At 45.8% G+C, this 25,860-nt stretch carries 24 protein-coding genes; 14 read left to right on the forward strand and 10 right to left on the reverse strand.

The window, feature by feature from the left end; translation table 11 throughout:
- Window positions 1-27: 27 nt before the first annotated feature.
- A complete protein-coding gene (locus tag L5M51_RS08845) occupies window positions 28-591 on the reverse strand; it encodes an acetate uptake transporter (RefSeq protein ID WP_113939919.1) in 564 nt (187 codons plus the stop codon).
- Window positions 592-1,424: 833 nt separating this feature from the next.
- Here L5M51_RS08845 and L5M51_RS08850 point away from each other — a divergent pair.
- The 5 genes from L5M51_RS08850 to L5M51_RS08870 all read left to right on the forward strand — a co-directional run bounded on the left by L5M51_RS08850 (window position 1,425) and on the right by L5M51_RS08870 (window position 5,296).
- Window positions 1,425-1,661, forward strand: coding sequence for a hypothetical protein (locus tag L5M51_RS08850; protein ID WP_028759260.1), 237 nt, complete (start codon window positions 1,425-1,427; stop codon window positions 1,659-1,661).
- Window positions 1,662-2,023: 362 nt separating this feature from the next.
- Window positions 2,024-2,887: a MipA/OmpV family protein gene (locus L5M51_RS08855; RefSeq protein ID WP_317629602.1), complete on the forward strand. Its 864-nt coding sequence runs from the start codon at window positions 2,024-2,026 to the stop codon at window positions 2,885-2,887.
- Window positions 2,888-2,892: 5 nt separating this feature from the next.
- Window positions 2,893-3,303 (forward strand): DUF3019 domain-containing protein, encoded by a 411-nt coding sequence (locus L5M51_RS08860; protein ID WP_028759258.1) that lies wholly within the window; start codon window positions 2,893-2,895, stop codon window positions 3,301-3,303.
- Window positions 3,303-4,016 carry a response regulator gene (locus tag L5M51_RS08865; RefSeq protein ID WP_006080570.1) on the forward strand — a complete coding sequence of 238 codons (714 nt, stop codon included), beginning with the start codon at window positions 3,303-3,305 and terminating at the stop codon, window positions 4,014-4,016. The genes L5M51_RS08860 and L5M51_RS08865 overlap by 1 nt, the downstream gene beginning before the upstream one ends.
- Before the next feature lie 11 nt (window positions 4,017-4,027).
- Window positions 4,028-5,296: an ATP-binding protein gene (locus L5M51_RS08870; RefSeq protein ID WP_263172383.1), complete on the forward strand. Its 1,269-nt coding sequence runs from the start codon at window positions 4,028-4,030 to the stop codon at window positions 5,294-5,296.
- A 150-nt stretch (window positions 5,297-5,446) separates the two neighbouring features.
- Here the strand turns inward: L5M51_RS08870 and L5M51_RS08875 are convergent, their stop codons facing one another.
- Window positions 5,447-5,752, reverse strand: a complete 306-nt coding sequence (locus L5M51_RS08875; protein WP_219250279.1) for a DUF1289 domain-containing protein — start codon at window positions 5,750-5,752, stop codon at window positions 5,447-5,449.
- A gap of 177 nt (window positions 5,753-5,929) precedes the next feature.
- Between L5M51_RS08875 and L5M51_RS08880 the strand changes: the two genes are divergently transcribed.
- Window positions 5,930-6,466 (forward strand): DUF4136 domain-containing protein, encoded by a 537-nt coding sequence (locus L5M51_RS08880; protein WP_219250280.1) that lies wholly within the window; start codon window positions 5,930-5,932, stop codon window positions 6,464-6,466.
- A gap of 94 nt (window positions 6,467-6,560) precedes the next feature.
- On the opposite strand, the gene cysM is transcribed toward L5M51_RS08880, so the two are convergent.
- Window positions 6,561-7,439 (reverse strand): cysteine synthase CysM, encoded by an 879-nt coding sequence (gene cysM / locus L5M51_RS08885; RefSeq protein WP_105249981.1) that lies wholly within the window; start codon window positions 7,437-7,439, stop codon window positions 6,561-6,563.
- A gap of 212 nt (window positions 7,440-7,651) precedes the next feature.
- Between cysM and cysP the strand changes: the two genes are divergently transcribed.
- The 4 genes from cysP (at window position 7,652) to L5M51_RS08905 (ending at window position 11,695) form a co-directional block, all read left to right on the forward strand.
- Complete coding sequence (gene cysP / locus L5M51_RS08890) at window positions 7,652-8,659, forward strand: thiosulfate ABC transporter substrate-binding protein CysP (protein ID WP_028759253.1); 1,008 nt, start codon at window positions 7,652-7,654, stop codon at window positions 8,657-8,659.
- A gap of 187 nt (window positions 8,660-8,846) precedes the next feature.
- Window positions 8,847-9,692 (forward strand): sulfate/thiosulfate ABC transporter permease CysT, encoded by an 846-nt coding sequence (cysT, locus tag L5M51_RS08895; RefSeq protein ID WP_105249982.1) that lies wholly within the window; start codon window positions 8,847-8,849, stop codon window positions 9,690-9,692.
- 9 nt (window positions 9,693-9,701) lie between these two features.
- Entirely contained in the window at window positions 9,702-10,568 is an 867-nt protein-coding gene (gene cysW, locus L5M51_RS08900) for a sulfate ABC transporter permease subunit CysW (protein ID WP_028759251.1), read from the forward strand.
- Window positions 10,565-11,695, forward strand: coding sequence for a sulfate/molybdate ABC transporter ATP-binding protein (locus L5M51_RS08905; RefSeq protein ID WP_131523841.1), 1,131 nt, complete (start codon window positions 10,565-10,567; stop codon window positions 11,693-11,695). Before cysW ends, L5M51_RS08905 begins: the two co-directional genes overlap by 4 nt.
- Window positions 11,696-12,063: 368 nt before the next feature.
- On the opposite strand, the gene L5M51_RS08910 is transcribed toward L5M51_RS08905, so the two are convergent.
- From L5M51_RS08910 to L5M51_RS08925, 4 genes are all read right to left on the reverse strand, one after another.
- Window positions 12,064-12,699 (reverse strand): DUF2625 domain-containing protein, encoded by a 636-nt coding sequence (locus tag L5M51_RS08910; protein WP_263172386.1) that lies wholly within the window; start codon window positions 12,697-12,699, stop codon window positions 12,064-12,066.
- Window positions 12,700-12,834: 135 nt separating this feature from the next.
- Window positions 12,835-14,346 carry an AAA family ATPase gene (locus tag L5M51_RS08915; RefSeq protein WP_263172388.1) on the reverse strand — a complete coding sequence of 504 codons (1,512 nt, stop codon included), beginning with the start codon at window positions 14,344-14,346 and terminating at the stop codon, window positions 12,835-12,837.
- A gap of 95 nt (window positions 14,347-14,441) precedes the next feature.
- Window positions 14,442-15,587 (reverse strand): HlyD family secretion protein, encoded by a 1,146-nt coding sequence (locus tag L5M51_RS08920; protein WP_105249984.1) that lies wholly within the window; start codon window positions 15,585-15,587, stop codon window positions 14,442-14,444.
- Between the two features lies 1 nt (window position 15,588).
- Window positions 15,589-15,981, reverse strand: coding sequence for a DUF3302 domain-containing protein (locus L5M51_RS08925; protein WP_028759246.1), 393 nt, complete (start codon window positions 15,979-15,981; stop codon window positions 15,589-15,591).
- A gap of 280 nt (window positions 15,982-16,261) precedes the next feature.
- Between L5M51_RS08925 and purT the strand changes: the two genes are divergently transcribed.
- The 4 genes from purT (at window position 16,262) to L5M51_RS08945 (ending at window position 23,321) form a co-directional block, all read left to right on the forward strand.
- Window positions 16,262-17,437: a formate-dependent phosphoribosylglycinamide formyltransferase gene (purT, locus tag L5M51_RS08930; RefSeq protein ID WP_263172391.1), complete on the forward strand. Its 1,176-nt coding sequence runs from the start codon at window positions 16,262-16,264 to the stop codon at window positions 17,435-17,437.
- A 277-nt stretch (window positions 17,438-17,714) separates the two neighbouring features.
- Window positions 17,715-19,439 (forward strand): RluA family pseudouridine synthase, encoded by a 1,725-nt coding sequence (locus L5M51_RS08935; RefSeq protein WP_263172392.1) that lies wholly within the window; start codon window positions 17,715-17,717, stop codon window positions 19,437-19,439.
- 143 nt (window positions 19,440-19,582) lie between these two features.
- Window positions 19,583-21,049, forward strand: a complete 1,467-nt coding sequence (locus L5M51_RS08940) for a DUF3142 domain-containing protein (protein ID WP_263172393.1) — start codon at window positions 19,583-19,585, stop codon at window positions 21,047-21,049.
- Complete coding sequence (locus L5M51_RS08945) at window positions 21,039-23,321, forward strand: hypothetical protein (RefSeq protein WP_263172394.1); 2,283 nt, start codon at window positions 21,039-21,041, stop codon at window positions 23,319-23,321. The genes L5M51_RS08940 and L5M51_RS08945 overlap by 11 nt, the downstream gene beginning before the upstream one ends.
- A 67-nt stretch (window positions 23,322-23,388) precedes the next feature.
- On the opposite strand, the gene L5M51_RS08950 is transcribed toward L5M51_RS08945, so the two are convergent.
- Genes L5M51_RS08950 through djlA form a run of 3 tightly spaced genes read right to left on the reverse strand, consistent with a single transcriptional unit; the run spans window position 23,389 to window position 25,840 of the window.
- Window positions 23,389-24,342: a D-2-hydroxyacid dehydrogenase gene (locus L5M51_RS08950; protein ID WP_263172396.1), complete on the reverse strand. Its 954-nt coding sequence runs from the start codon at window positions 24,340-24,342 to the stop codon at window positions 23,389-23,391.
- Between the two features lie 35 nt (window positions 24,343-24,377).
- Window positions 24,378-25,010 (reverse strand): porin family protein, encoded by a 633-nt coding sequence (locus L5M51_RS08955; protein ID WP_263172398.1) that lies wholly within the window; start codon window positions 25,008-25,010, stop codon window positions 24,378-24,380.
- Window positions 25,011-25,051: 41 nt separating this feature from the next.
- On the reverse strand, window positions 25,052-25,840 hold the full coding sequence (djlA, locus tag L5M51_RS08960; RefSeq protein ID WP_113939902.1) for a co-chaperone DjlA: 789 nt from the start codon (window positions 25,838-25,840) through the stop codon (window positions 25,052-25,054).
- Window positions 25,841-25,860: the final 20 nt, after the last annotated feature.

The raw sequence follows: 25,860 nt of genomic DNA on the forward strand, positions 1-25,860 counted from the left end.
TTTTTACAACTCTGCATTGCTGAATCGTTACTTTTTCAATTCACCAACCGGTAAAATCGTACGGCCATACTCATTATTAAGCACCTGCGCCATCGCAAAATAAATCGCACTCGCACCGCAAAGTATCCCTTCAAAGCCCGCAATAGTGCCAATCAAGGCGCTACCCGTAAAATCACGCGCCGCCAGCAGAAAAAATAAGATAGTTAAAGAAGCAAACACAAACTGTTTGGCTCTTGGATAACGCAAAGAACCCACAAACATAAATGCCGTGAATATGCCCCAAAGCGTTAAATACCAGCCCATAAAATACGTTGGACTCGCCGCAATGCCAGCATTAGGCATTAAAATGAGGCCCACTAGCGTTAACCAAAACAAACCGTATGAGGTAAATGCCGTCGTACCGAAAGTATCGCCGCGCATGAAACACATAATCCCCACAATCACTTGACCAATGCCGCCGTAAAAAATCCCCATGGCTAAGATCATAGAATCAATAGGGAAATATCCCGCATTATGAATGTTTAACAAAATTGTTGTCATACCAAAGCCCATTAAACCTAATGGCGCTGGATTAGCCAGTTTTGTAGACACAGAGTTCCCCTAGAGAAAAATCAATAATTCAATAAAAATCAATAGCATTTGCCATTAATCTTATGCACGCGCACCTGCGAGAGCGGCGCATTCTAGAGGATAGCTATAATCTTAGCAATGTAATCATCAAAAACAAACGAAAACATAAAAATAAACAATAAAAACATAAAGTTAAAATAATAAACCGTATAATAAAATTTAAACTAAAAAACACATAAAAATTAATTCTTTTTAATTCAATATTCTAGAAAAAAACGGCCTACAACATGCGTCATATCTCATTTTATATGACTTCTTATAACTACCGCATAATTCAGTTAACAGCGGCGATTAAACCTTCATTAAAAATCGACCATAAACAGTGATAATAATGCACTTTATCGCAAATAAGCCGTTAAAGTGATGTAAGCGGCACTTTTGAAAGAAATCCAAGTTCTACTGTACGCACAATTAAGCACATAAGTTAAGCACATAAGTTAAGCACATAAGTTAAGCACATAAGTTTATGTGCAGGTTTCATCAATTAATTTCAAACACAAGTTTAGAAGAGCCAACTTAGCACACATGAGTTCAGAGGGAGGGTTGTGAACCTATCTAAAGCAGCCAAAAGGCTGCTAAGAATGAATCAAACTAGAGCAAATAAAGTACACTCAGCCAGCCCATTTACTTGAAGCGAATCAAGGGAAAACAAGGTAAAAAACCTTAATCAAGAAAGGTAAAAATTATTTATATCTAAAACAGAATAGCAGTGATAAATTGCTAATGTTGGCACAGTGGTATTAAGAGAATGCTTCTTAATCTGTGGTTAACAATACATAACTAAAGGAAATAAAATGAATAAGTTATCAGCTGTTTTTACTCTATTGGCATTAGTAAGTTTCACTTCCTTTGCTGACGACTCCTCTTTACCGCCTGCACCAGCTGCCGATCTCGCTCAGTTGAAAGAAGTGTGCCAGCAGATGGCCTCTGAAGATCAAGTCGAAAATGCTGAGCTAAAACAATATGTGCTTGATTGTGTAAACGATCAATTGACAGAAATGGGCTACAAGTCAGTTACTGAGGTCAATTAATCTTCATTCTAATCTCTGTGTTATTACCGCAAAGTAGGTTATTCGGCTTCAGTCTGTGCCATTCACACTTGCGAATGGCATTATTGTTTCCAAGCAACACAGCTATTACCTCATAATTAACATCATTTCAGTTACACTCGAAACTTATAAAACACAAAACTTAACATCCACAATTAACCGTACGAAAGCTGCCAAGATAAGCTTTTAGCATGACTATCAACATATTGTGCAATTCATAAATTTATTATTTAATTGATAGCTGTATCATTTTGCATCTCCGTGAATGAAACCACTGTTGAATTGAGCATAAAATGCTAATCTGTTTTCCTGTATTGTTAACCTCAGCCCTTAATCGTTAAATCATGTATCGCATTCTTTTTGTCCTTATTACAAGTTTAAGTATTTTGCCTGCAATCGGAATGGCGAAAGAAGCCTGTGCACCAGAAAATCAATGTATTGAGATGAACAACTGGGATCTCGGCATCGCCATAGGCTGGGGACAAAAAAGCAATCCACTTAGGGATTTTGACGATATTCCATTGTTCTTTATTCCAACAGTGGCCTATTACGGCGAACACTGGTTCTTCGACAATGGTAATTTAGGTTATACCTTAGCCGAGCAAGAAAGCTTTACAATTAACTTAGTAACAAGTTATAGCTTAGATAGAGCCTACTTCTATCAATGGGACCCATCAAATATCTTTTTGAATCGTGGCACTCAAGTTGAAGCCAAAGCCATAAATAGTATGTATTTATCGACTGAGCCCGAGCCTGAGTTTAATTCCTTAGAGACTCGGAACTTCACCTTACTTGGCGGTGCCGAAGCATTCATCTATACGCGGCTCGGTATTATTAGATTGGCGTACACCCATGATATGTTTAATGTTCATCAAGGTTCAGAAGCACAAATAAAATGGACCTATGGTTGGGATTACGATCGTTTCATTTTTGAATTCGCACTGGTGTTTGATTGGAAGAGCCAAGCCGTAGTGGATTATTATTACAGCGTTAGACCCAGTGAAAACGCCTATTGGAGTGAACAATATCAAGCAAAATCAGGTTGGGATAAAGGTGCGGAAATGACGGCCCGTTACATATTAACTGACAATTGGGATCTACTGTTGGCAGTTCGTTACACTCTAATTGCCGATGAGATTGCCGCCAGTCCCTTGTTAGACCAAGACTATAGCAGCACCTACTTTATCGGCGCAGCCTATAGGTTCTAACGTTAGTGACACTGCCTCAGTTAAGCTTGCTTTGCTTTATAGGTCTAAGCCTCGGCTTAATGGGCCAAAGTTCAGCACAAGCCAAAACTCGTGACTCGGCACTCAAACTCACACCCGAAATTTGCATCACAAGTTCAGAAACTGAGGCCTGTGACGTCTATATAGAACTACAGTGGGAACTCGCTAAAGATGAGCTTATCTGTATCTTGTCCGACAACGCCGCCTATCCCAAATGGTGCAGTGATTCAGTTTCAACCCATACGTTAAGCATGAAAATCCACACTATGACGGATATTCAATTTGTCATGGTGAGTAAAGACAGTAACCAAACTTTGGCTGGTGCCAAACTTAAAATCACTTCTGCATCACAACCTCAGGTTCGCAGACGTTACCGCAACCCTTGGAGTTTATTTTAATGACAAGCCCACAATCGAACCACAGAGTATTATTGGTTGAAGACGACGTTCGCCTAGCAAACTTGATTGTAGATTACCTAAAATCCCATGGTATGCATGTTGAAGTTGAACGCCGTGGCGATACAGTGCTAACACGATTAATCAATTACAAGCCAGATATCATACTGTTAGACATTATGCTGCCCGGCATGGATGGTCTCACTCTGTGTGAGAAACTGCCCGATTATTTCGCAGGTCCAATCCTATTGATGAGTGCACTTGGCTCAAGTGAAGATCAAATCAAAGGACTAGAACTCGGTGCCGATGACTACGTGGTCAAGCCCGTCGATCCTGCTCTGTTAGTTGCGCGGATCAACAACTTACTTCGCCGTCAGAATCAGCCACCACAGGCAGAATCACATTGTCTAACCTTCGGTAAATTGAGTATCGACCCGCATACCCATGCGATTCGTCTTAATGAAACTGAAATCGATCTCACCAGCCATGAATTCGAATTGCTGTGGTTACTGGCCTCGCAAGCGGGCCAAGTGCTCAGCCGTCAGTATATTTATCAGTTGTTACTCAATATTGATTTCGATGGTAAAGATCGAAAAATTGACGTGCGGATCTCTAGATTACGTAAAAAACTCAACGATAATATTGAGACACCTTTCAGAATTAAAACCGTTTGGGGACAAGGTTATCTCTTTGCTCCTGAAGCTTGGAATAACTAAGCACAAATACAGTGAAACGTCTCTTTATCAGTTTATATCTGCTACTCAGTCTCAGCGTGCTTGGGATTGGCTGGACACTCGACAGCCTGTGGCAGAAGAATGTTGATGACAATAATGCCCTCGATGCGCCGTTAGTGGCATTGGCGCAATTATTAGCGGAATTACCTCCCGATGCCCGCCAACGGTATCTGGAGGCGATCCCAGCGAACCCTGTGATGCCACTGCAATTACTCAATGCAGATCAAGTCGCACTGGCAGATAATCAAGCGTTAAGCACAAGCAAGGTGTTCACCACCACGGCCAATGATGATAGCCTGCTGCAATTTATTCGAGTAGACGATCAAGTCTTAATGGCGGGGCCGCTGGACATAGATCCCAGAGCCAACCTTCGCAGCCTGTTCACCCTGTTCTTTTATTTATCGCTCGCCCTCGTTGCGCTAATTTGGGTCGGCCCGCTTTCACGGGATTTGAGCATACTGCGTAAGGCCACCAAAGAATTTGGCGAAGCCAAATGGGACACACGGATTACCCTGTCAAATCGCTCCCAAGTTAAGCCCTTAGCCAATACGTTTAACGAAATGGCGCGACATATCAGCGCCTTGATTGAGAACCAGAAACACCTCTCTAATGCGGTATCCCATGAGATCCGCACGCCACTGGCGAGGCTCAAATTTGCTCTTGCACTTATGCCTATGTATTGTCAGCCAGATTCGGACGAACAGAAGCGACAAGACTTTCTCGATGAAATGCAGCTCGACATCAAAGAAATGGAAGACTTACTTCAAGAACTGCTGACCTACGCCAGCTTAGAGTCACAGCGAGAAGGTATACAGTTGGATGAGTACGATTTAATTAATCTCATCAATCAAAGTATTAAGCGCCTAGAAACCTTAAGTCCAACGCCTATAACGCTCAAGGCCGAAGTCGAAAAACTGCCCTTATTCGGAGAACCCGCATTAATCGAACGGGCACTACAGAATTTACTGACCAATGCACAACGCTTTGCCCGCACTGAAATCATCATTGAGGTTAAGCAGAACCAGCACAGGATCAATTTAAGTGTGACTAACGACGGCGAACCTATCCCCGCAGTGGATTTACCGAAAGTGTTCGAGCCATTTTATCGCAGCCAATCGGTGCAAAATGGCAATAAGGGACACGGTTTGGGACTGGCGATCATTAAACGGATTATGCAGCGGCATCAAGGGAATGTGGGCGTCACCAGCGATGCGCAACATACCCGATTTAATTTAATTTGGCCGAAGAAGCGCAAGCTGTAATAGGGATTGGGATTAAACGACTGCGCATCTGTAATTCATCAACGCGCTAATTCTACAAGCGAGTAGAACAAGTGAGTGAAACAAGCCTATTTAACTGACTTATTTAACATGCTTATTTAACAGGCTTATTTAACAGGCTTATTTAAAATATCAGTCTAGCTCGAAGCCACCAAAATCGAGATCGGCTTCAGGCTCAGGCTCAAAATTCAACTGTGGGTTTAACGCTGCTCTTTCTTGCTCTATTTGTGCTTGCCTTGCTTTCATCATCGCTAACTGGCGACGACGTTTACGTTGAGTACACAGGCGAATGACATCATACTTTTGCGCATCTGAAAACGTTAACCAATTGAATCTTTCGTCACGGCTTCGCAGGCAACCATTACAGTAACCGCGCGCATCGGTAACACACACACCGACACAAGGACTCGGGATATCAAAAAAAGCTAACTGTTCCATAACCCGCCGCTATTCCTATCTAAAAATAAACCATACTCAAAACGATCCGTGCTAAAAAACAAAGCGTGTGGATTGCATTCAAAGCGATTCAAATACAACACACTTATCTAAAATACTTGCAGAAACAACCTTAATCAAGGCACATTGAACAGAGTTTGTACAACTTGGAGCACTATCATGGGATACCGTCACTTTGCCAGTCTGCTCGTCGCTGTTGCCTTATTAAGCGCTTGCAGCAGTAAACCGAAAAACGATTATGATCTCAATTACGACTTCACCGCACTACGCAGCTTTACCCAGTTAACACCACAGCCGACGGATGACCCGTTAAGCGCCCAGCGTATTCAAGTAGAAATTAACAACCAATTGACTCAAAAAGGGTTTGTAGAAAATACAGCGTCGCCCGACTTTAACGTCGCCTACGCCTTACTCACCCAAGATAAGCCCAAAGATTCAGGGCTATCCATTGGATTAGGCACAGGCACATTCGGAAATTCGGGCGGGATTGGAATAGGCACCAGTGTTGGCGTGCCGCTGGGGAGTGATACCGCTAAAATTCAAACCATTCAGATAGATATTGTCGATCCTAAGACCAAAGCTCTTATTTGGCGTGGCAGCGACAGCTATGATTTCGATGCAGGCGGTAACGAGAAAGCCCAAGATACCGCCAAAGCCGTCAACCGAATTTTGGCGCAATTCCCACCGAAAAAATGATCACGTTTTAAAGGGTAAAAATGGGCGTATCTCGCCCATTTTCACCCATCAAATATTCATATCGCTCAATATGCTTAAAGTAAAAATCTAGGACTCAGGAAAAAAGCCCTGACGAAAGGTAACGATCGCCCCTATCACAGACAATCGCCACGACCACAGAACCCGGATATTGTTTAGCAATCTCCAGCGCAGCAAACACGGCACCGCCCGAACTGACTCCTGCACAAATCCCTTCCTCTCGCGCTAAAGTTCTCGCCATGGCTTTTGCATCTTGCTCTTCAATATCCATAACTAAATCAACCCAAGAAGCATCAAAAATCCCAGGCAAATATGCCTGCGGCCAACGCCGAATCCCTGGAATAGCACTGCCATCGGCGGGTTGAAGGCCGACGATAGTGATGTCGGGATTACAACTTTTAAGGTATTTTGACACACCCATTATGGTACCTGTCGTCCCCATACTTGACACAAAGTGGGTAATTTTGCCTAGACTCTGTTGCCAGATCTCAGGGCCTGTCGTGAGGAAATGGGCATTAGCGTTATCTTGGTTATTAAATTGATCCAGCACCTTACCTTTGCCTTCGCTTTGTAACTGCAGCGCCAAATCCCGCGCAGTCTCCATGTTATCCACTAGCATGAGTTCTGCGCCATAGGCTTGCATCGCATCCTTACGCTCCTGAGTCGAATTATTCGGCATAATCAGGATCATCTTGTATCCTTTGATTGCCGCCGCCATCGCCAGCGCAATCCCAGTATTGCCACTCGTTGCCTCAATAAGCGTATCACCAGGGCTTATTTCTTGGCGAAGTTCGGCCTGAATAATCATATTGAGTGCAGGACGATCTTTTACTGAACCCGCGGGGTTATTGCCTTCCAATTTTAATAGTACAGTGGAAGTACCACAGTTAAGCCGCTGCAAGCGAACCAGCGGAGTTTGCCCGATGCAGGCTTCAATTGTCGGAAAGTCAGACACTAGGATTATCCTTTACTTGATAAAAACAACTAAGCGATAGCCTATTCTAAGTCGGTTACCACTGACAAACACGGTGAATACTGCTTATAACATAAAATAAATCGCTCATAGTTATTCAAAAAAGTTCTATTCAACTGGCTTTTTATAAATAATTAATTCTATTACTCTAGGTGCCATAACGCTGACAAAATTGCCAGATTAAGGAGTTAAAAATGTCCGTAAAATTGATAAAGGCCCTGCTAGGAACCCTCATTCTGGGAACCTCACTCAATGTGACTGCCGCAGATCAAACCCTGCTTAATTCCTCTTATGATATCGCACGGGAATTATTCAATGCCTACAACCCCGTTTTTGCCAAACATTGGGAAGAGAAAACAGGTAAAACCGTCGAAATTAAACAATCCCATGCAGGATCATCTGCACAGGCACGCTCTATTCTGCAGGGATTACCCGCAGATGTGGTGACGTTTAACCAAGTAACAGACGTTCAGGTCCTCCATGACCGCGGTAAATTGATCCCTGAAAATTGGCAACAATTACTGCCTAACGCCAGTTCACCTTACTATTCCACCATTGCATTTTTGGTACGCAAAGGTAACCCAAAGCAGATCAGCGACTGGGGCGATTTAGCGAGAGATGACGTTAAACTGGTCTTTCCTAACCCAAAAACCTCTGGTAATGCTCGCTACACTTATTTAGCCGCATTAGGTTATGCTCAGAAAAACTATGGTAAGGATAATCAGGCTAAACTGGATCAATTCCTGAAAAAATTCCTCGGTAATGTCGCAGTATTTGATACTGGCGGCCGCGGTGCGACCACCTCCTTTGTTGAACGTGGGATCGGTGATGTATTAATTACCTTTGAATCGGAAGTGAACAATATCCGCCAGCAGTATGGTACGGACGATTACCAAGTAGTTGTACCAAAAACCTCGATTCTGGCAGAGTTCCCCGTCGCTGTAGTTGAGAAAAATGCTAAGCGTAACGGTACACAGGAACTCGCAACTGAGTATTTGAATTATCTCTACAGCGAAGAAGCACAACGTCTACTGGCAGGATTCAGCTATCGTGTACACAACGAAAAGGTAAAAGCTGAGTTTGCTAAGCAGTTCCCTACCGTTGACCTGCTGACTGTTGAGCAAATCATCGGTGGTTGGGATAATGCCATGAAAACGCAGTTTGCTAACGGTGCAAAACTCGATGAGCTATTAAAGCGCTGATATCGTCCTTAATGTAGTAAGATATCAACATTGAACCCGAGCAAAGTCTCGGGTTTATCGCTAATTGGCATTTATCAATCAGTGTTAGCCGTAAAGATTGCATCCAACAAATGGCTTGAGCCAACAACGAGCGAACCGTATAAATAGTATTGGTTTAACGCAATTAACCTGATCGGGTGATTATTCTGTGATTTTTAATAACGGGCGTTTACGCCATAAGCGGGTTCTTCCCGGTTTTACCATCAGCTTAGGCGTGTCCCTACTGTTTGTCAGCCTAATCCTATTATTGCCGACCACAGGCCTAATCATGCAGACCAGTTCAATGAGCTGGTCCGAATACTGGGGCGTGATTGCCGATCCCAGAGTGGTTGCCAGTTACCGAGTCACCATACTATCGGCGCTCGCGGCATCATTATTTAACTGCCTTTTCGGATTATTACTCGCATGGGTACTCGTGCGTTATGAATTTCCCGGCAAACGCATTTTAGATGCCTTGGTAGATTTACCCTTTGCCTTGCCGACCGCCGTTGCCGGTATCACCTTAGCCACCCTTTATGCGGAAAACGGCCAAATCGGTAGTCTATTAGCTGAATGGGGCATAAAAGTCGCCTACACCCCGCTAGGCATAGTGGTCGCGATGATTTTCACCAGTATTCCCTTTGTGGTTCGTACAGTACAACCCGTTCTCGAAGAGTTATCCCACGAGGAAGAAGAAGCGGGAATGACGCTTGGCGCCTCGGATCGTTCGGTATTCTGGCGGGTTATTTTGCCCTCTCTTTGGCCAGCATTAATGATTGGAACGGCACTGTCTTTTACCCGCAGTCTGGGTGAGTTTGGTGCAGTGATCTTTATCGCTGGCAATATGCCTTATATCAGTGAAATCACTTCGTTAATGATCTTTGTCCGCCTGCAAGAATTTGATTTTGCAGGTGCCAGCGCCATTGCCTCAGTGGTTCTGATGACCTCGTTACTGCTATTACTGCTGATAAACCTGTGGCAGGCGCGTTATCTGCGCCGCATTCATGGACGATAAGGAGCAAATATGAACTCATTTAAACCCTTAAGAGTCGGTGAAGCGCCCCTGATCAAATGGAGCCTTATTACCCTCGCCGTGCTCTTGGGCTTGCTATTGTTGCTATTGCCGTTGGTGAGTATTTTTCAGCAGGCGTTTGTCGGAGGTTGGGAGCGTTATATTGGGCACCTAACTCAACCGGATTCGCTGCATGCGATTGGTTTAACACTGATGGTGGCAGCACTCACAGTACCGATCAATTTAGTGTTCGGAATCATGCTGGCGTGGAGCGTGACTCGTTTTGAATTCCCCGGTCGCAAGTTACTGATCACGCTAATTGATATTCCATTTGCGGTCTCCCCTGTCGTCGCAGGTTTGCTCTATTTGCTGCTCTATGGCAACAGTGGCTGGCTGGGCGAATGGCTATATGAGCACGATCTGCAGATCATGTTTGCTTGGCCAGGAATACTATTAGTGACCATTTTTGTCACTTGCCCCTTTGTGGCCAGAGAACTGATCCCATTGATGCAACAACAGGGCGCATCGGAAGAAGAAGCCGCAGTGATCCTTGGAGCGTCATGGTGGCAACTCTTTCGCCGCGTGACCCTGCCCAACATCAAATGGGCACTGATTTACGGTGTGATCCTCACCAATGCCAGAGCCGTGGGCGAATTTGGTGCCGTTGCTGTCGTGTCTGGCAACATTCGTGGCGAAACCAATACCTTACCTTTACATGTGCAATTATTGTACGAAGATTATCAGGCCGAAGCCGCCTTCGCGAGCGCGTCATTACTGGCCCTGATCGCCCTATTTACCCTAATGTTAAAAGCCGTAGTGGAATGGCGGCAACAACGCAGTTTAACCGCCAATGACAATAAAGAGCAGAGCCAACTATGAGTATTCGTCTTACTAATATTTCCAAGAAATTTGGCCAATTTCAGGCGCTTTCCCCACTTAATCTCGATATTCAAGAAGGGGAAATGATTGGTCTGCTGGGACCATCAGGTTCAGGCAAAACCACACTGCTGCGGATTATTGCCGGTCTTGAAGGAGCCGATAGCGGCCAAATTCAATTCGGCAACCGAGATGTCACCCAAGTGCATGTGCGTGAAAGACGCGTGGGTTTTGTGTTTCAAAACTACGCGCTGTTTCGCCATATGACGGTCGCCGATAACGTCGCCTTTGGACTCGAAGTCATGCCGAAAAAACAAAGACCTTCGGCGGCAGAAATTCATAAGCGAGTGACACAGCTGCTAGAAACAGTACAACTAGGCCACCTCGCACAGCGCTATCCTGAACAACTCTCGGGAGGACAAAAACAGCGAATAGCATTGGCCCGCGCACTGGCGACCCAGCCAGAAGTCTTGCTACTGGATGAACCCTTTGGCGCCTTAGATGCTAAAGTGCGTAAAGAACTACGCCGCTGGCTACGCAGCCTGCATGATGAATTGAAATTCACCAGCGTGTTTGTGACCCACGATCAGGATGAGGCGCTTGAGCTCTCAGATAGAGTGGTAGTGATGAGCAATGGTCATATAGAGCAGATTAATACACCTGCTGAGCTATACTCGCACCCCAATAGTCGCTTTGTGTTTGATTTTCTTGGTAACGTCAATGTCTTTGAAGCCAGTTGGCAACAAAAACGTTGGGAAAATGGTCAAGCATTTTTAACACCTCCAGAACAGCAAACACTGCAGCAAGATGGTGTTCTCTATGTACGCAGTCACGAATTAGCGCTGTCAAATAAGCCCAATAGTCAGGCCAATTTGCCGTTCAATATTGTCGCCATGACCCCCATTGGCGCCGAAGTTAGATTGGAATTAGCCCCACACGGCTGGCATAGCGAAGAGCTGTGGGAAGCCAAATTCACCCACCATAATCTGCAGGAACTCGGGTTGCAAAAAGGCAGTGTAGTTTACGCCACCCCAAGAACAGCTTACTTCTTTGGTGCGCAGGGTGAGAGTTCACCGACGCGTCTAAGTTGGCCATTCCTGACTCCGGGCAGTCTCGCCTTTGATATCTAATGTCATCATGATAGGAATAGCGGTACCACAGGGAGCGGATACCGCTAAGATTCAAACCATTTAGAGAGATATTGTCACGCCAACACTAAAGCACTCATTAGGCATTGCCGCGACAGCTTTTGGTGATAGCGACAGCTTTGATTTTTGATGCAAGCGGTAACGAGAAAGCCCAAGATACCGCCAAAAACGTCAGCTAGATCTTGGTGCTGTCCCCTCCGAAGAAGTGATTAATCATGGATGGCATATACAGCCCATCCATGTTGAATCAATAGAGCTGATAAGCAGATTTACATCTAACAATCAATACATTAGATGTTTATAACAAATAATTATTGCAGAAGTACCCATAAAATCAGCGGGTAAACGAATTAACTAACCGAGGTTAATAATTCCAATTTCAGCCTATACATTTCATCAACTGACACCACTTTCACGCTGCTTATTTCAATAGAACCTTCTTTCGCCCATAAAAATGGATAAAAGCTCAGGCATTTATCTGTAGCTATCTGTGAATAGTTTTTTTGAAAGCGCTCTTTACCTAAACTCGCATAAAACTCATTGATTCTCTTTGTAGCTGACCATTGAAAAAAATCTGTGAACCCGATTTCTAATCCTTCCCAATGAATTGAGTCTGGCGACCAATAGTATATATTCCCAACGTCTGCACCTAAACCGCCGCCGTTGATAGCAAAAAATCCACCAACTACGTCATTCGCCACTAAAAGATAATGTGCACTTCTATTCCAATCAGTAAGGTTTCTAGACAATCTTTCATGTCCAGAGCCGAAAAATCGAATCCATCCATTGTCGATCAAAATCCCACCGGTTTCGTAGGCAATAGCCCCTAATACCGAACGAGTCGATACCTGAAGGGATTCAAGTACTTCAACCCGATCCTTTGAAGGCGGCAGTATCTCTACACAATGCTCAGCACCAGCAACCATTTCATTGACTACTTTTATGCCAGAGTCTTCGATATCAATCAGTTCATATATACTTTTCAATCTTTTATCCTTGTATCACTAATATCCAGTAAAACGACTCATCATTCATAACAGTACCTTGGGAATCTCGAAAATAACTAAGCCAATATAGCGTTTAAAAATGCTAGTTAGCACTCATGGTACTAAGCAAAAATCTTACTCATGGGCATTCACGGTTCGGCCTGCAGCCCATTGTCGTAGCGCATTGATTTTATCGCTCATGACCACAGATAAAGGCCGTGTCTTACTAAGTTCTTCAAGTAATAACACTTGGTCGACACTGCACTCGACACTTCTTGCGGTATACATGGCAGCAATAACTGCTTGTTCGATTTCGGCGCCGGAAAATCCTTGGCTACGCGCCGATAACTGGGCGAGATCTAAGCTCGCTACATCGATTCCACGGCGCTTACAGTGGATTAAGAAGATGGCTTTGCGTATAGCTTCGTCGGGTAAATCGACAAAAAAGATTTCATCCATCCTGCCCTTTCGCATCAACTCTGGCGGCAGAGCTTGAATATCATTAGCGGTAGCCACCACAAACACTTCAGATTTACGCTCCGCCATCCAAGTGAGTAAGGTGCCGAGTATCCGCGTCGAGGTGCCCTCATCGCTGCTACTCCCGCTTAAGCCTTTTTCAATTTCATCTATCCAAAGCACACAGGGCGACATCATGTCAGCCAGATCCAGTGCATTACGCAGGTTCTTCTCGGTTTCGCCTATGTATTTGTTATATAAGGCTGCCATATCGAGCCTAAGCAAAGGTCGTTGCCAAACGCCCGCAACCGCCTTAGCCGCGAGGCTCTTACCACTGCCCTGAACGCCCAGCAGTAAAATCCCCTTGGGCGCATCGAGCGCTTTGACGTGCTGAACTGGAGTCGGCTGGCCGCCTTGGTCAATGGCGCTGACAGCCACTATGGGCGAGCGCTGCTTGAGCCATTTTTTAAGATTATGTAGTCCTGCGACCTGTGAAAAATCACTGGTGTCGTATTCAAATTGCAGCACACCATTAAGATCGAGTAGCTGAAACTTGGCTTTATTGATGGCGTCGATATCTGACAAGGTAATAGCACCGTCATTGACTATGGCTTTGCGTACGAGACGACGGGCATCGTCTAAAGTCACGCCCCGCAGATTATCGGCTAATTTGACCACAGCATCATCATCGACCTGTAGCGGCGTACCTTGGTGACGAATTTTATCAACTTCAAGATAAATCAGATTTTGCAATTGCACTGTACTTGGCAAAGTTAAGTGAAAATAAGCGCAATAACGTTTGATTTCAGGCGGAATTTCAAAGGCATGGCTCACCAGCACTAATGTGTGTTGCAGCGTCTCGTACTCAAGGGCGATTTCTTTAAGCAAACGGACATTCTTAGGTGCATCAATCACAAAGGGATGGAAGTCGCACAGCACATAAATTCCCTGCTGCGAGGTTGATTTAATTTGCCCGAGCAAATCTGTAGGTTCGCTATTAAACTTTTGCGCCGCCAAGGGCTTATCGACCCGTGCCAGACCTTGGGTGATACTCCATGTAAACACAGGTTGATAAAGCACACTGGCGACCCGCTTAAGCAGCTCAACCACGCGATATTCTTCATAGGTTTCAATCACTACAATTGGCGTATTGGAGCGCAGCACTGAGGTTAAATCGTGAATATCTTGCATGCTTTCAAATTCCTTTTTATTCACCCAAAAATGTGTCACAAAAAAGTCCAGCGAACTGGACTTAATACAACAGACAAAAGTTAACCGATTAAGGGTTAATGTCCATCAAAAAACAAGTAATTCAGCCAACCTTGCATCCTCAGCAATACTTTACGCATCACAGCGACATGATGGAAATGTTCAGTATAAATTGCAACCTGCCCAGAAACACCCGCAGGAAATTGCTTACGGATAGCATCATCTTCGATATCAATCAGCACAATCACGCGACCATTTTGAAATAAACGAGCCGATGACTGCAGCGCGCCGCCCATTTGAACTTCACCTTCAGCCATAGCGGGTAATATTTTCGCCACTTTTCCCTTAAAGATTTGTCCTGGAGCGGCATCCAATATCACTTCAGCTTCATCACCTTCCTGCAAACGCATTAACGAGTTTTGCCAGAATGCCCCCGCAAAGTAGCGTTGCTCGTCGGGAATAAAGCTCATTACTGGACGTAATGGTAAAGGCACTGCCATCGCTCCCGCACGAAGTGCCATTTGCGTTACCACACCATCTGCAGGTGCCCGCACGACTGTCTGTTCTAAATCGTAGAGTGCACTGGCTAAATCAGCTTGCAAGCCAGCCACTTTGGTATTAACACCATCAATATTAGATTCATAGGCCAGCCTGACACGCAGTTCTTCAGCATTCGCGACGGTCAGTTGTGCCTCTGAGGCTAAGTACAATTGACGCCTATTATCGAGTTCTAGTTCAGTAAAAGGCGAATTCGCGCCCCCTTTCTTGCGGCCTAACTCATAACGCTCGAAGGCAGATTTATTACGGTCTTTATCGGCCCTAGCGCGCTCTACATTAGCCTTAGCCGACTCCCACGCCGCGGCGAGTTGTGGCACTTGGAGCTCTGCTTCCATCAAAGCAGCGCGTTTACGTTTAACAACGGCCTCGAAGGGAATAGGATCGAGACGAAATAACACATCCCCTTGTTTAACAGGCACATTAGGCTGCACTTCCACCGAAGTCACTAAGCCTTTTACTGCGGGTGTGATAGGGATAGTGACAAAATATTCACGGGCAAAACGAGAATAAGGATGGTTGTAATTCATCACGAGCAATAAGGTACCAATAATGAACACTCCACCCAGCACTGCAGTAGGAACAGTCCATTTATTCATCGGAATTTTAAAGACTTTAAAGATAGCAATACACACGGCCGCATAGGTGAGTATGAGTAATAAATCCATGTTATACCTCAACTTTGTCTGTTTTTATCGCATCCACAGCAGGCGCTATATTCATGGGAGTTATTTGCTCTAACTGTTCAAGCCGAGTCTGAAGCCCTCTGACCGTCTCGCGCAATGAATTCACATCCTCCTCTAAAACTAATTCTCGCTTCATTACAGTATTGAACCCCCAACCGCGATCTTCACGGTATAAAGTCGCCCAGATCCATAAAAATGGCCAAATTGCATGTAGGGTGAATAGACTCACCCACCCGGCAATATGCAATGCATCTTGCTGGGGATGATTACGTTTTTTGGCTATTTCATAGGGGATATCATGAATGGCAATGACGCCATAAAACATAATAATGATGACAAAAAACAAAATACCTAACGCAAAGTAATCTAAGAACATCAGCATCTCCTTGTATTAATAATATGTATTCCATCCCAAAGATTAGTGGATGGTCACAAAACATGCCATCAACAGAACATTAACATTTGAGTTTCATCTCAACCTTATCCCCAATATTAGCCAAAGATATGCGGTTTCGTTTTTGCCCCAGTGATCCGGGACACACTTGTCGATTTACTCCATGACCCTAAAGCCTGTTCAGGCTAAACTAGCCACATCATTGCGACATAGAACGCAAGCATAAAACTCATCATCCCTACAATCTCAAAGGTACCCACACATGATAGGCACTCCCTACACTGAGGGCGCACGACGCGCCATGTTGCTCGGCTGCGGTGAACTTGGCAAAGAAGTGGCCATTGAACTGCAACGCTTAGGCGTTGAAGTGATTGGCGTTGACCGTTACGCCAACGCCCCCGCCATGCAAGTCGCGCATCGCTCCCATGTGATCAATATGCTCGATGCCAACGCCCTGCGTGCGGTTATCGAGTTAGAAAAACCGCACTTAGTCATCCCAGAAATTGAAGCCATCGCCACCCAAACCTTAGTGGACATGGAAGCCGAAGGGGTGAATATTATCCCAACAGCTCGGGCAACAAAGCTCACTATGGACAGGGAAGGTATTCGTCGTCTCGCCGCTGAAACCTTAGGTTTACCGACTTCTCCGTATTTTTTCTGTGATACCGAAACCGAATTTAATCAAGCGATTAGTGAAATTGGCGTTCCCTGTGTGGTGAAGCCAGTCATGAGTTCCTCGGGCAAAGGCCAAAGCGTTATTCGCGATATCGCCCTCAGCCATAAAGCGTGGCAATACGCCCAAGAAGGCGGACGCGCCGGCGGCGGTCGCGTGATAGTCGAAGGCTTTATTCCCTTCGATTATGAAATCACCCTGTTAACCATCAGCGCAGTCAACGGCATTCATTTTTGCGCTCCCATTGGCCACAGGCAAGAAGATGGCGATTATCGCGAGTCATGGCAGCCACAAGTCATGTCCGATGAAGTGTTAGCAAAATCCCAAGCGATTGCGAGCAAAGTCGTCGAAGCCCTTGGCGGTTATGGACTATTTGGCGTAGAACTGTTTGTTAAAGGCAATGAAGTGTATTTCTCTGAAGTCTCGCCAAGACCACATGACACAGGCTTAGTCACACTCATCAGCCAAGATTTATCGGAATTTGCCCTGCATGTTAGAGCGATTCTCGGCCTACCTATTCCCAATATCCATCAGCATGGTCCAAGTGCCTCAGCGGTAATTTTGGCCGAAGGCACCTCAAGCAATATCCGCTACCAAGGGATTGGTGCGGCATTAGAAGCGGTCAACACTCAGCTTAGATTATTCGCCAAACCCGATATTGATGGTCGCCGCCGTTTAGGTGTCGCGCTTGCCCGTGATATCGATATCGACAGCGCAATCAGCAAAGCACTCGATAGCGCCAGTAAAGTGAAAGTCATCTTTTAAGCGGGTTTAACCGTTTAAAATTGGCTTTAAGTACAAGCGACACATCAAAGGGAAATGCGCTTTAATGCCATTTCCCTTTTTCAACACAGAGCCGTATCTAAAATCCGTACCAATAAAAAGTGACAGCCCAAAATCGACAGTCCCAAATCGACAGTCCCAAATCGACAGAGTAAACTAACGCCCTTTCTTGCTTGCCCTCATCCTAAGTAGTGGCTTAACCCAGATAATTAACTCCGATAATTAACCCAGATAAGTAAAACCAACAGTAGATCCCAATATGCATCTTCAGCCTTCTTGCTTTACCTCTTTCACACAAGCCATTGATGCCTATGCCCTGCCGCAACGTTTTACCTTTCCTTTCTATTACGAACCGCATCCATTATGCGTGATCGCCGCCAACGAATTACAACGCCACCTTGAGACTCAAAACGATTGGCAACATAACTTTGGCCTCACAGGGGAGTTAACCGGTGCCATTGGTAAAATGTTTGGTGTACTTTTAGTGCAAGATCCGCAGGGAGATGTGGGCTATTTGTCGGCATTTTCGGGCAAGTTAGCTGAGCAGAACCATTGGCCACGCTTCGTTCCACCTGTGTTTGATATGCTGGCTAAGGACAATTTTTTCCACGCCGAAAATCTGCAAATCAACCAAATTAACGAGCAGCTACTTGCAGTAGAAAATCACCCCGATATTCCTCGGCTATCGAACGAACTCAACGCTGAGCAAGCACAAGCACAAGCCAAGCTTGCCGCCCACAGGCAAGTGATGATCGACGGCCGTCAATCCCGCAAGACGCAGCGCAATCAACTCGCAGTGCAATGGGCTGCCAATCCGACTGATGAGACTTTAGGTGAAAATACTGCAATCGAAGCTAAACTCAGCCAAGAAAGCATTAACGAAAAGAATCAGTTAAGAGATATTAAACGCTATTGGGATGAACGTATCCATGCCATCAGCCAAGCGTTAACTCTGCTCACTGATAAGCGTGACGCGTTAAGACTACAGCGTAAACAGCTCTCGGCGGCGCTGCAGCAAAAGCTGTTTGAGCAGTATCGTTTTTTGAATATTCGCGGCGCAGAAAAAAGCCTTAACGGCATATTTAACGGGACGGTTGAGTTAACACCGCCCGCAGGCTCAGGGGAATGTGCCGCCCCGAAGTTGCTACATTACGCCTTTAAACACGGTCTTAAACCATTGGCGATTGCCGAATTTTGGTGGGGGGCGCCGCCAAAATCAGAAATTCGCCAACATAAGCAGTTTTATCCTGCCTGTCTGCGTAAATGCCAACCTATCTTGGGGCATATGCTCGAAGGGCTTGTTGTCGATGATAATCCGCTGCTGACGAACCCCGCCGAAGGCAAAACCTTAAGCATCCTCTACCAAGACGAGGCGATGGCGATTGTGAACAAACCCGCCGAGTTTTTATCAGTGCCCGGCAAAGAGATTGAAGACTCAGTGTATTCGCGCATGCGGCAAACGTTTCCCAATGCCACTGGGCCACTTATCGTCCACAGGCTCGATATGTCGACCTCGGGATTAATGGTGATCGCATTGACAAAAGACGCCCATAAACAACTGCAAAAACAATTTATCCAGCGCACAGTGACTAAACGTTATGTGGCACTTTTAGCAGGGATCCCTACAGCAATGGCAGATAAGCCGGCAGCGGGACAAATCTCTTTACCCCTACGTGGCGATTTAGACGATAGACCGAGACAACTCGTTTGCCATGAGTTTGGCAAAGCGGCCCAAACCTATTGGGAATTAAGCCATATCGATGAAATGGCACGTACAGCCCGCGTATATCTATCCCCAAAAACGGGCCGAACCCATCAACTCAGAGTTCACTGCGCCCACTCAGAAGGGCTAAATACGCCCATTGTAGGTGATGATCTTTATGGTACTCGCGCCAATCGCCTGCATCTGCATGCCGATTTATTGATGCTTCAACATCCCGTCACCCGTGAACAGATGCGCTTTCAAGTCGATCCTGATTTTTGAGATCTGAGTTCTGATATTGATTAACAAGGCACCAAAAGGAAAACCAAGCTTAGTGGGCATTATCAGAAGTTTGACCGCGATGTATAAGTGGCATTTTTCAGGCATAGTAATGTCTCACTCAAAACGGAATCGACAGCGGTAGTATGGGCATAGGCAATCTGGTTAAAAACATAAGCCAAAATCAATGGTTCTTATTTGCTTTGTTGAGCGCCGCCGTATTTATGAGCGCCTGTCAGCCAGCATCGAACGCTAATGAAACCACGGCTAGCCCAAATACCAGTGTCGCAGTAAAAGCCGCTACAGAAGCAACAACGCTTCGAGCGCCACTCACGCAGGAAGTCTATATCTGGCAGCGCCAATGGCGCCCCGCCAATCAAACGGCATTAGTGCAAAGCCAAGGTGCATTCCAAGGATTACGTATTTTAGCGCTGCAAGCACATCCCAAAACCAATGGCGCAGACATTTGGTTTGAAGTTGCGGTCAATCATGCTTGGTTGCAGGCAGATCCTAGGCCAAAAATTGCCGTGATTCGCTTAGATGGTCAGTTCGTGCATTTAAATGATGAACAAGTTATTAATAAAATCAAAAAAGTACTAGCAAATTGGCAGGCAAAAGGCACGCACATCACAGGTGTTGAAATCGACCACGACAGTGCCAACAGTAAACTGCCAGCCTATCGGGATTTTCTTAAAAAGCTTAAAGCGCAGTTACCCACAGAACTCAAACTCAGCATTACTGCACTGCCCGCTTGGCTCAGTAGCGCCGATTTTCCCGTGTTACTCACCAGTATTGATGAACTCGTGCTACAAATTCACAGCGTAAGCGATCCACGCCTCGGACTATTCGATGCGACTCAAGGTTGGCAGTGGGTGCAGCAACTCTCAAATATCAACACTGTGCCTTACCTTATTGCGCTCCCCGCCTATGGTTCGGCGGTCATCAGTACTGCTTCAGGTTATAAAGTTGAAAGTGAAACACCGCTGCGCGATCAACTCCAATCAGCCAATGTAGTACAGGAACTGATGGCCGATCCTCTAGTATTACAAGCCTTTGTGCAAAAACTACACACTCAAAAAGATGCCAAACTCAGAGGCATTATCTGGTTTCGGCTGCCGCTGGAAGGGGATAAAAGGGTTTGGCCACTCAACACCTTAATCGCCGTTGCACAGCAAGGTGAACTTGCCGCTAAGATTGAATTAGTGATCTCAAGCGATAACAAGGCCACAACCCAAACGATATTAGCCGCTGAAAATAAGCCAAAAAATCTGGAAATCCACAGGCCACAGCTATTTCAACTGAGCTTAATGAATCACGGTAATATTGCAGGTGAAATTCCTCCTATTTTGTCGCTAGCGGGACAAGCTTGCAGCGGGTATGATGCGCAAAATGGCTATAGCGTAATACAAAAAGATGGGCTGGTAACGTGGCAATGGCGAGCTGAGAATACAGCAGCGTTGACACCAACCAAAACAGTTTCACGCACTGCAATCATGCCTATGCCGCAATCAAACAGAGACATTCAAACACACATGCTCAACCCTGGCGGCCAAAAAGTGATAGGCTGGGCACGTTGTGAGTCATTATATTTACAGGGAATTTATGCGCCATAAGCCAAAACTATCGTTTACCATGGCAACACCCAATCGGGCTTTTATGCTTAAAAAGACCACGCTCATTTGTTTAAGCTTATTTTCCCCTATGCTATTGGCCTGCGGCCCCGATTTTCCTTTGCAACTCACTCATGATAGGCAGAGCAATCTCAGTTATTTACCGCAAACCTCTTTCAGCCAGCAGCTCACCGCCCTCGCAAAACCTTTGCCTTGGCAGTATCAAGATGCACCCGCTGCACAGGAATATCTGTGGGATGAAGTGCATAGCCGTTATCTTTCACAAACTCGCGCCTTTGAAAACAGCGAGTTAAGTGACGCCCATTTGGCCTTAGTAAACACCCTGCGGGATGCAACGGGCCCCATTGAAGCCGAGCAAATGGCCGCTAAGTTAGACAAAGATCTACCACAAGCACTAACTTGGTACACCTTAGGTGCCGTAGCGTTTGAAGCAAAAGATTATGAGAGGGCGAGTAACTATTTCAGCAAAATCATTAAATTACCACAAAGTGAACGCGCATCTCGTAGCCTGTGGGCACTCTATTCGCTGTCGCGTATTGAGCTTATCTTAAGCAAGACTTCGGCTGATCCTGAACATTTTAATCGTGCCAATGCTTACCTGACACAATTACAAACCGAAGTCGCACAAGGCGCCGCCGATCCCCTGCGTTTGAGTTTAGCGAGCTTAGGTGAGCAAGCCTATATCCTGCTACGCCAAGGCCAGCCGCTCCCGCAATTGACCAATCAAGGGGCAGGTGAAACTGAGTCAGAGCTGCAAATGACTCTCACCCCTGATGCACTGAATAAAGCTATTGAGCTCTATGCCACGCAATCGGTACAGGGCGATAGCGGCGGTTATGATTCCTTATTGATGTTAAGCCGCACTTTAATGGGTAAAGAGATTGCTGAACTTAAGCCGCTACTGCAACAGGCGAGCGTGCAGCAGTTATTGATTGCCTATTGGCAAAGCAGCACTAATGAATTTGCCTATAATGGCCAGCTTTCAGAAATGGGATTAAAGGTTGCTGAGCTCCTTAAAGTATTTCCAACCGATGGCTTACAGCTCAACCATGGCGATAAATTAGCGGCGATTTATTACCAGTTAGGGGATTATGCCAGTGCTGAGCGCCTATTAACGCTAGCGAAACCGAGCGGCCTCACTTGGTGGCTCAACGCAAAATTAATGCTACAAAAGGGCGATCAAGCAGAAGCGGCCAAGGCCTATGCTCAGGCAGCGCGTCACTTCCCTGAGCAACTCAATAAGATCTCGGCCACAGTTGACGCTAAAGAAACTCAGCAACAAGCCATTAATGCCGATGAAGATACAGCCACTTACTGCCGTATTCGTGCCGAGCAAGGGGTGTTGTCACTAGAGCGTGGCGAATATGTCGATGCGCTCAATCACTTACTCGCCAGCGGTGATGAGTACTGGCAAGACATCGCCTATGTGGCGGAGCGCGTACTCACCACGGCTGAACTTAAGTTATTTGTCGACGAACATGTGCCATTTATCGCCTTTGAATACCCTAAAGACAGCGACTGGTACGATAATATTGAGCCAATTAACAACCGCTTGCGCTACTTGCTAGGTCGCAGGCTATTACGCGAAGGCGCAATAGCTGAAGCACCGGTTTACTTCCCTAATCCTAAACTGAATGCCAGCGCCCTTGCCTACGGCACAGAGCTGAATGCAGCGAAAAAAACAAAAGGCATTGATAGCGCGAAAGCCTATTGGGCTGTTGCCGAACTTGCCCGCCACCAAGGCATGGAACTCTTAGGATTTGAATTAGCCCCGGATTACACTATTTACCAAGGTGTGTTCGATCTAAGTGATTGGAATGAGCCGAGCAAACTGGCTGAGAAAGAACAACTGCGGATCAGCGCCAGCCAAGCAATTCCCGATAAACGCTTCCATTATCGCTACACGGCAGCAGAACTAGCCAACAAGGCATCGGATCATGTACCCCACAACAGCCAAGCCTATGCAGCGCTACTCTGCCAAGCCACAGGTTGGGTATTGTATCGAGATCAAGAACTTGCCCTGCGTTACTACAAAAAATACGTCGCCAACGGCCCCTTTGTGCCTTGGGCCGAGAACTTTGGTTTGCAGTGTGAAGCGCCCGATTTTGACAGTGCAGTAAAACGAGCGCAGGCGAATGAAATGGCAGAATGGAACGCCCTGTACCACAAGCTGAAAAAGCCCGTCGTATTTAGCGTATTAGCCCTCACAGGCTTATTGGGTGTGTGGTGGATACGTAGAAGAAAAACTCAATAATAAATAACCATTTACGTCTTTCTCTCTCAACGTCGATATGATGAAAGAGAGGAAGACGCATACCGCTTTACTTGTTCACGCAGTTAATCACTTCCCCCTTCAAATATCCGTTCAAATTCGCCACTGCGATATTGAGTAGGCTTTGCCTTGCTTCCTTCGTCGCCCACGCATTATGGGGGCTGATGCTGATATTAGGCGCATGCAGCAAGGGATTATCTGCAGTGGGCGGCTCAGTCGATAACACATCAACACCTGCAAATAAGCGGTTTTGCAAAAGCGCTGCAGCAAGCGCGGCTTCATCAATTAATCCACCGCGCGCTGTATTAATCAGCAACGCATTAGGCTTCATCAAGGCGAGGGTTTGTTGATTGATACATTGCTCAGTTTCTGGAGTAAGCGGACAATGGAGCGAAATAATATCTGATTCGCTAAGCACAGTATCACGTTGCGCCCACGTCACACCTTGGGGTAAACCCTTGATGATTGAGCGAGTATTGACAAGAACTTTCATCCCGAATGCGAGGGCGAGCGTTCCCACCTGCTGACCGATATCACCATAACCTATTAAGCCTAAAGTCTTGCCTTTTAAAGATTGCAACGGCATTAAAGTAAAACAAAAATCTTGGCAGTTCACCCACTGGCCATCGACCACAGCTTGATGATGGGCGGCCACGGCTTGGGTGTGATGCAGAATATGGGCAAACACCATTTGCGCAACGGCATCAGGCGCATAAGCGGGCACATTAGTGACCACTATACCTTGCGCTTTAGCTGCCGCGATATCGACAACGTTCGTGCCCGTGGCCAATACGCCTATGTATTTGAGACTAGGAAGTTGCGCTAGCGTCTTTGCATTCAAGGGCGTTTTATTGGTGAGAATGACTTCAGCACCTTGGGCTCGCGCGACAATATCAGCGCCACTTGTGCGGGAAAAACACGCAAACTCGCCTAATTCATTTAAGGATTGCCAGCTGAGATCGCCAGGATTTAAAGTTTCACCATCAAGTACGACTATTTTCATGCCACTAAATCTCCTTTTAAGACGATGCGTTAGATCTAAAAACTGACTTTGAGCCCAAGGTTAGCCTGAGCCTGCCACATCACATCCGACGTAATGTGCCATAGGCAATCATCTTCATTGCAAAACAGCGAAGTGTCACTGTTGATAAACGTCGCATAACCCCGAATATCCGCAAACAGGCCAAAGTGTGGCGTCACTTGATACTCTACCCCGCCACCAATTCCCATGGAGAAACGCGTTTCGCTCGACCAACCGCTAGGCAGCATGCGGGTGATCCCCGCGCTGGCGGTGACATAGGGCTGGATATCGCCACGGGGGAAATATAAAGTGCCACCCAAATGGATATAATCTAAATCTAACGAGGTAAGAAAGTCTGGCGTAAACAAGCCGCCACTTTTCAGTTCAGAGGCTTGATGACTATATAAAAGATAAATATTACCGGGATCATTCGTACCAATACCCACCATCAAACCGTAATGGCTCGACTCCTCGACCTTCACATCGGCCTTATTACCCGTTTGATCTGTGTTGACCTCATATTGATTCACATCAAATTGACCGCCCCCCAGACTATAACCACCAAAAGGAGCGATAAATACCTCGGCCTGCGTAGACATAGCCACAGGTAACAAACTCGCCAACAGCAACAAACGGTAAGTGTTTTTCATAATGAATTCCTTATCTTTTACAAAAACCAATTTAATCAAGGCTAACGCATACCGCGCTCAGACTTGACTCTGTCATAGGCTGCTTGAATATCCTGAGCCTTACGATTAGCTAGCTCCATCATTTCCGGTGGCAACCCTTTCGCCACTAACTTATCGGGATGATGTTCATTCATCAATTTACGGTAAGCCCGTTTAACTTCTTGGTCGCTAGCTTCGTTCGTAATGCCAAGTAAACTGTAGGCATCAGTAATCGATGTTTTATTGCCACTCGATGTTTGATGGAAACGAAACTCCGCCTGCCAGCGTTTAAGTAATTCATCTAACTGCGCTCGGCCATAACCTAACTCTTGAGCAATCGTCATCAAGATAGCGTGCTCAGCAGGATCCAATTCACCATCAGACAGTGCCGTTTGGATCTGGATTTCGATGAACATCTGCACTAACTCTTTGCGTCCCATCGTAATAACACGGAAAGCTTGTAAGCTGCTGCGCAAATCAAAATCCGCCGATTTACCCTCACGAAATGCCTGTTGCGCCTCTTTACGGGCTTCTCCCGTTAAACGCATTTGATCCATTAATAAGGTCGCAATGCGAATATCGGTTTCGGTAACATGTCCTGATGCTTTAGCCACATGCCCCATTACTGCAAATGTGGTATTAAAGAAAATGGCTTGGCGATTCTTAGCCTGCCCTAGAATCTGTCGAAAACCCACGCCCGATGCCGCACGCTTATCGTAAAGATGACCGAGCCACAAACCTAGCAGTGCCCCAAAAATACGGCCGAACATAAAGCCAATGACAAATCCAAAAAACTTACCCCAAAGCCGCATCTTATTTCCTGATTTCTATT

Source organism: Shewanella sp. SM73, assembly GCF_025653795.1.
In the GTDB taxonomy this organism is placed as follows: domain Bacteria; phylum Pseudomonadota; class Gammaproteobacteria; order Enterobacterales; family Shewanellaceae; genus Shewanella; species Shewanella oncorhynchi.

Coding starts and splice junctions, on each gene's coding strand:
- L5M51_RS08920 (WP_105249984.1), bottom strand. CDS start 15,587: ATGGATTTATTACTCATACTCACCTATGCGGCCGTGTGTATTGCTATC.
- cysW (WP_028759251.1), top strand. CDS start 9,702: ATGAACTCATTTAAACCCTTAAGAGTCGGTGAAGCGCCCCTGATCAAA.
- L5M51_RS08875 (WP_219250279.1), bottom strand. CDS start 5,752: ATGGAACAGTTAGCTTTTTTTGATATCCCGAGTCCTTGTGTCGGTGTG.
- L5M51_RS08855 (WP_317629602.1), top strand. CDS start 2,024: ATGTATCGCATTCTTTTTGTCCTTATTACAAGTTTAAGTATTTTGCCT.
- L5M51_RS08905 (WP_131523841.1), top strand. CDS start 10,565: ATGAGTATTCGTCTTACTAATATTTCCAAGAAATTTGGCCAATTTCAG.
- L5M51_RS08850 (WP_028759260.1), top strand. CDS start 1,425: ATGAATAAGTTATCAGCTGTTTTTACTCTATTGGCATTAGTAAGTTTC.
- L5M51_RS08915 (WP_263172388.1), bottom strand. CDS start 14,346: ATGCAAGATATTCACGATTTAACCTCAGTGCTGCGCTCCAATACGCCA.
- cysP (WP_028759253.1), top strand. CDS start 7,652: ATGTCCGTAAAATTGATAAAGGCCCTGCTAGGAACCCTCATTCTGGGA.
- L5M51_RS08880 (WP_219250280.1), top strand. CDS start 5,930: ATGGGATACCGTCACTTTGCCAGTCTGCTCGTCGCTGTTGCCTTATTA.
- djlA (WP_113939902.1), bottom strand. CDS start 25,840: ATGCGGCTTTGGGGTAAGTTTTTTGGATTTGTCATTGGCTTTATGTTC.
- purT (WP_263172391.1), top strand. CDS start 16,262: ATGATAGGCACTCCCTACACTGAGGGCGCACGACGCGCCATGTTGCTC.
- L5M51_RS08955 (WP_263172398.1), bottom strand. CDS start 25,010: ATGAAAAACACTTACCGTTTGTTGCTGTTGGCGAGTTTGTTACCTGTG.
- L5M51_RS08945 (WP_263172394.1), top strand. CDS start 21,039: ATGCGCCATAAGCCAAAACTATCGTTTACCATGGCAACACCCAATCGG.
- L5M51_RS08940 (WP_263172393.1), top strand. CDS start 19,583: ATGGGCATAGGCAATCTGGTTAAAAACATAAGCCAAAATCAATGGTTC.
- L5M51_RS08935 (WP_263172392.1), top strand. CDS start 17,715: ATGCATCTTCAGCCTTCTTGCTTTACCTCTTTCACACAAGCCATTGAT.
- L5M51_RS08865 (WP_006080570.1), top strand. CDS start 3,303: ATGACAAGCCCACAATCGAACCACAGAGTATTATTGGTTGAAGACGAC.
- L5M51_RS08925 (WP_028759246.1), bottom strand. CDS start 15,981: ATGTTCTTAGATTACTTTGCGTTAGGTATTTTGTTTTTTGTCATCATT.
- L5M51_RS08950 (WP_263172396.1), bottom strand. CDS start 24,342: ATGAAAATAGTCGTACTTGATGGTGAAACTTTAAATCCTGGCGATCTC.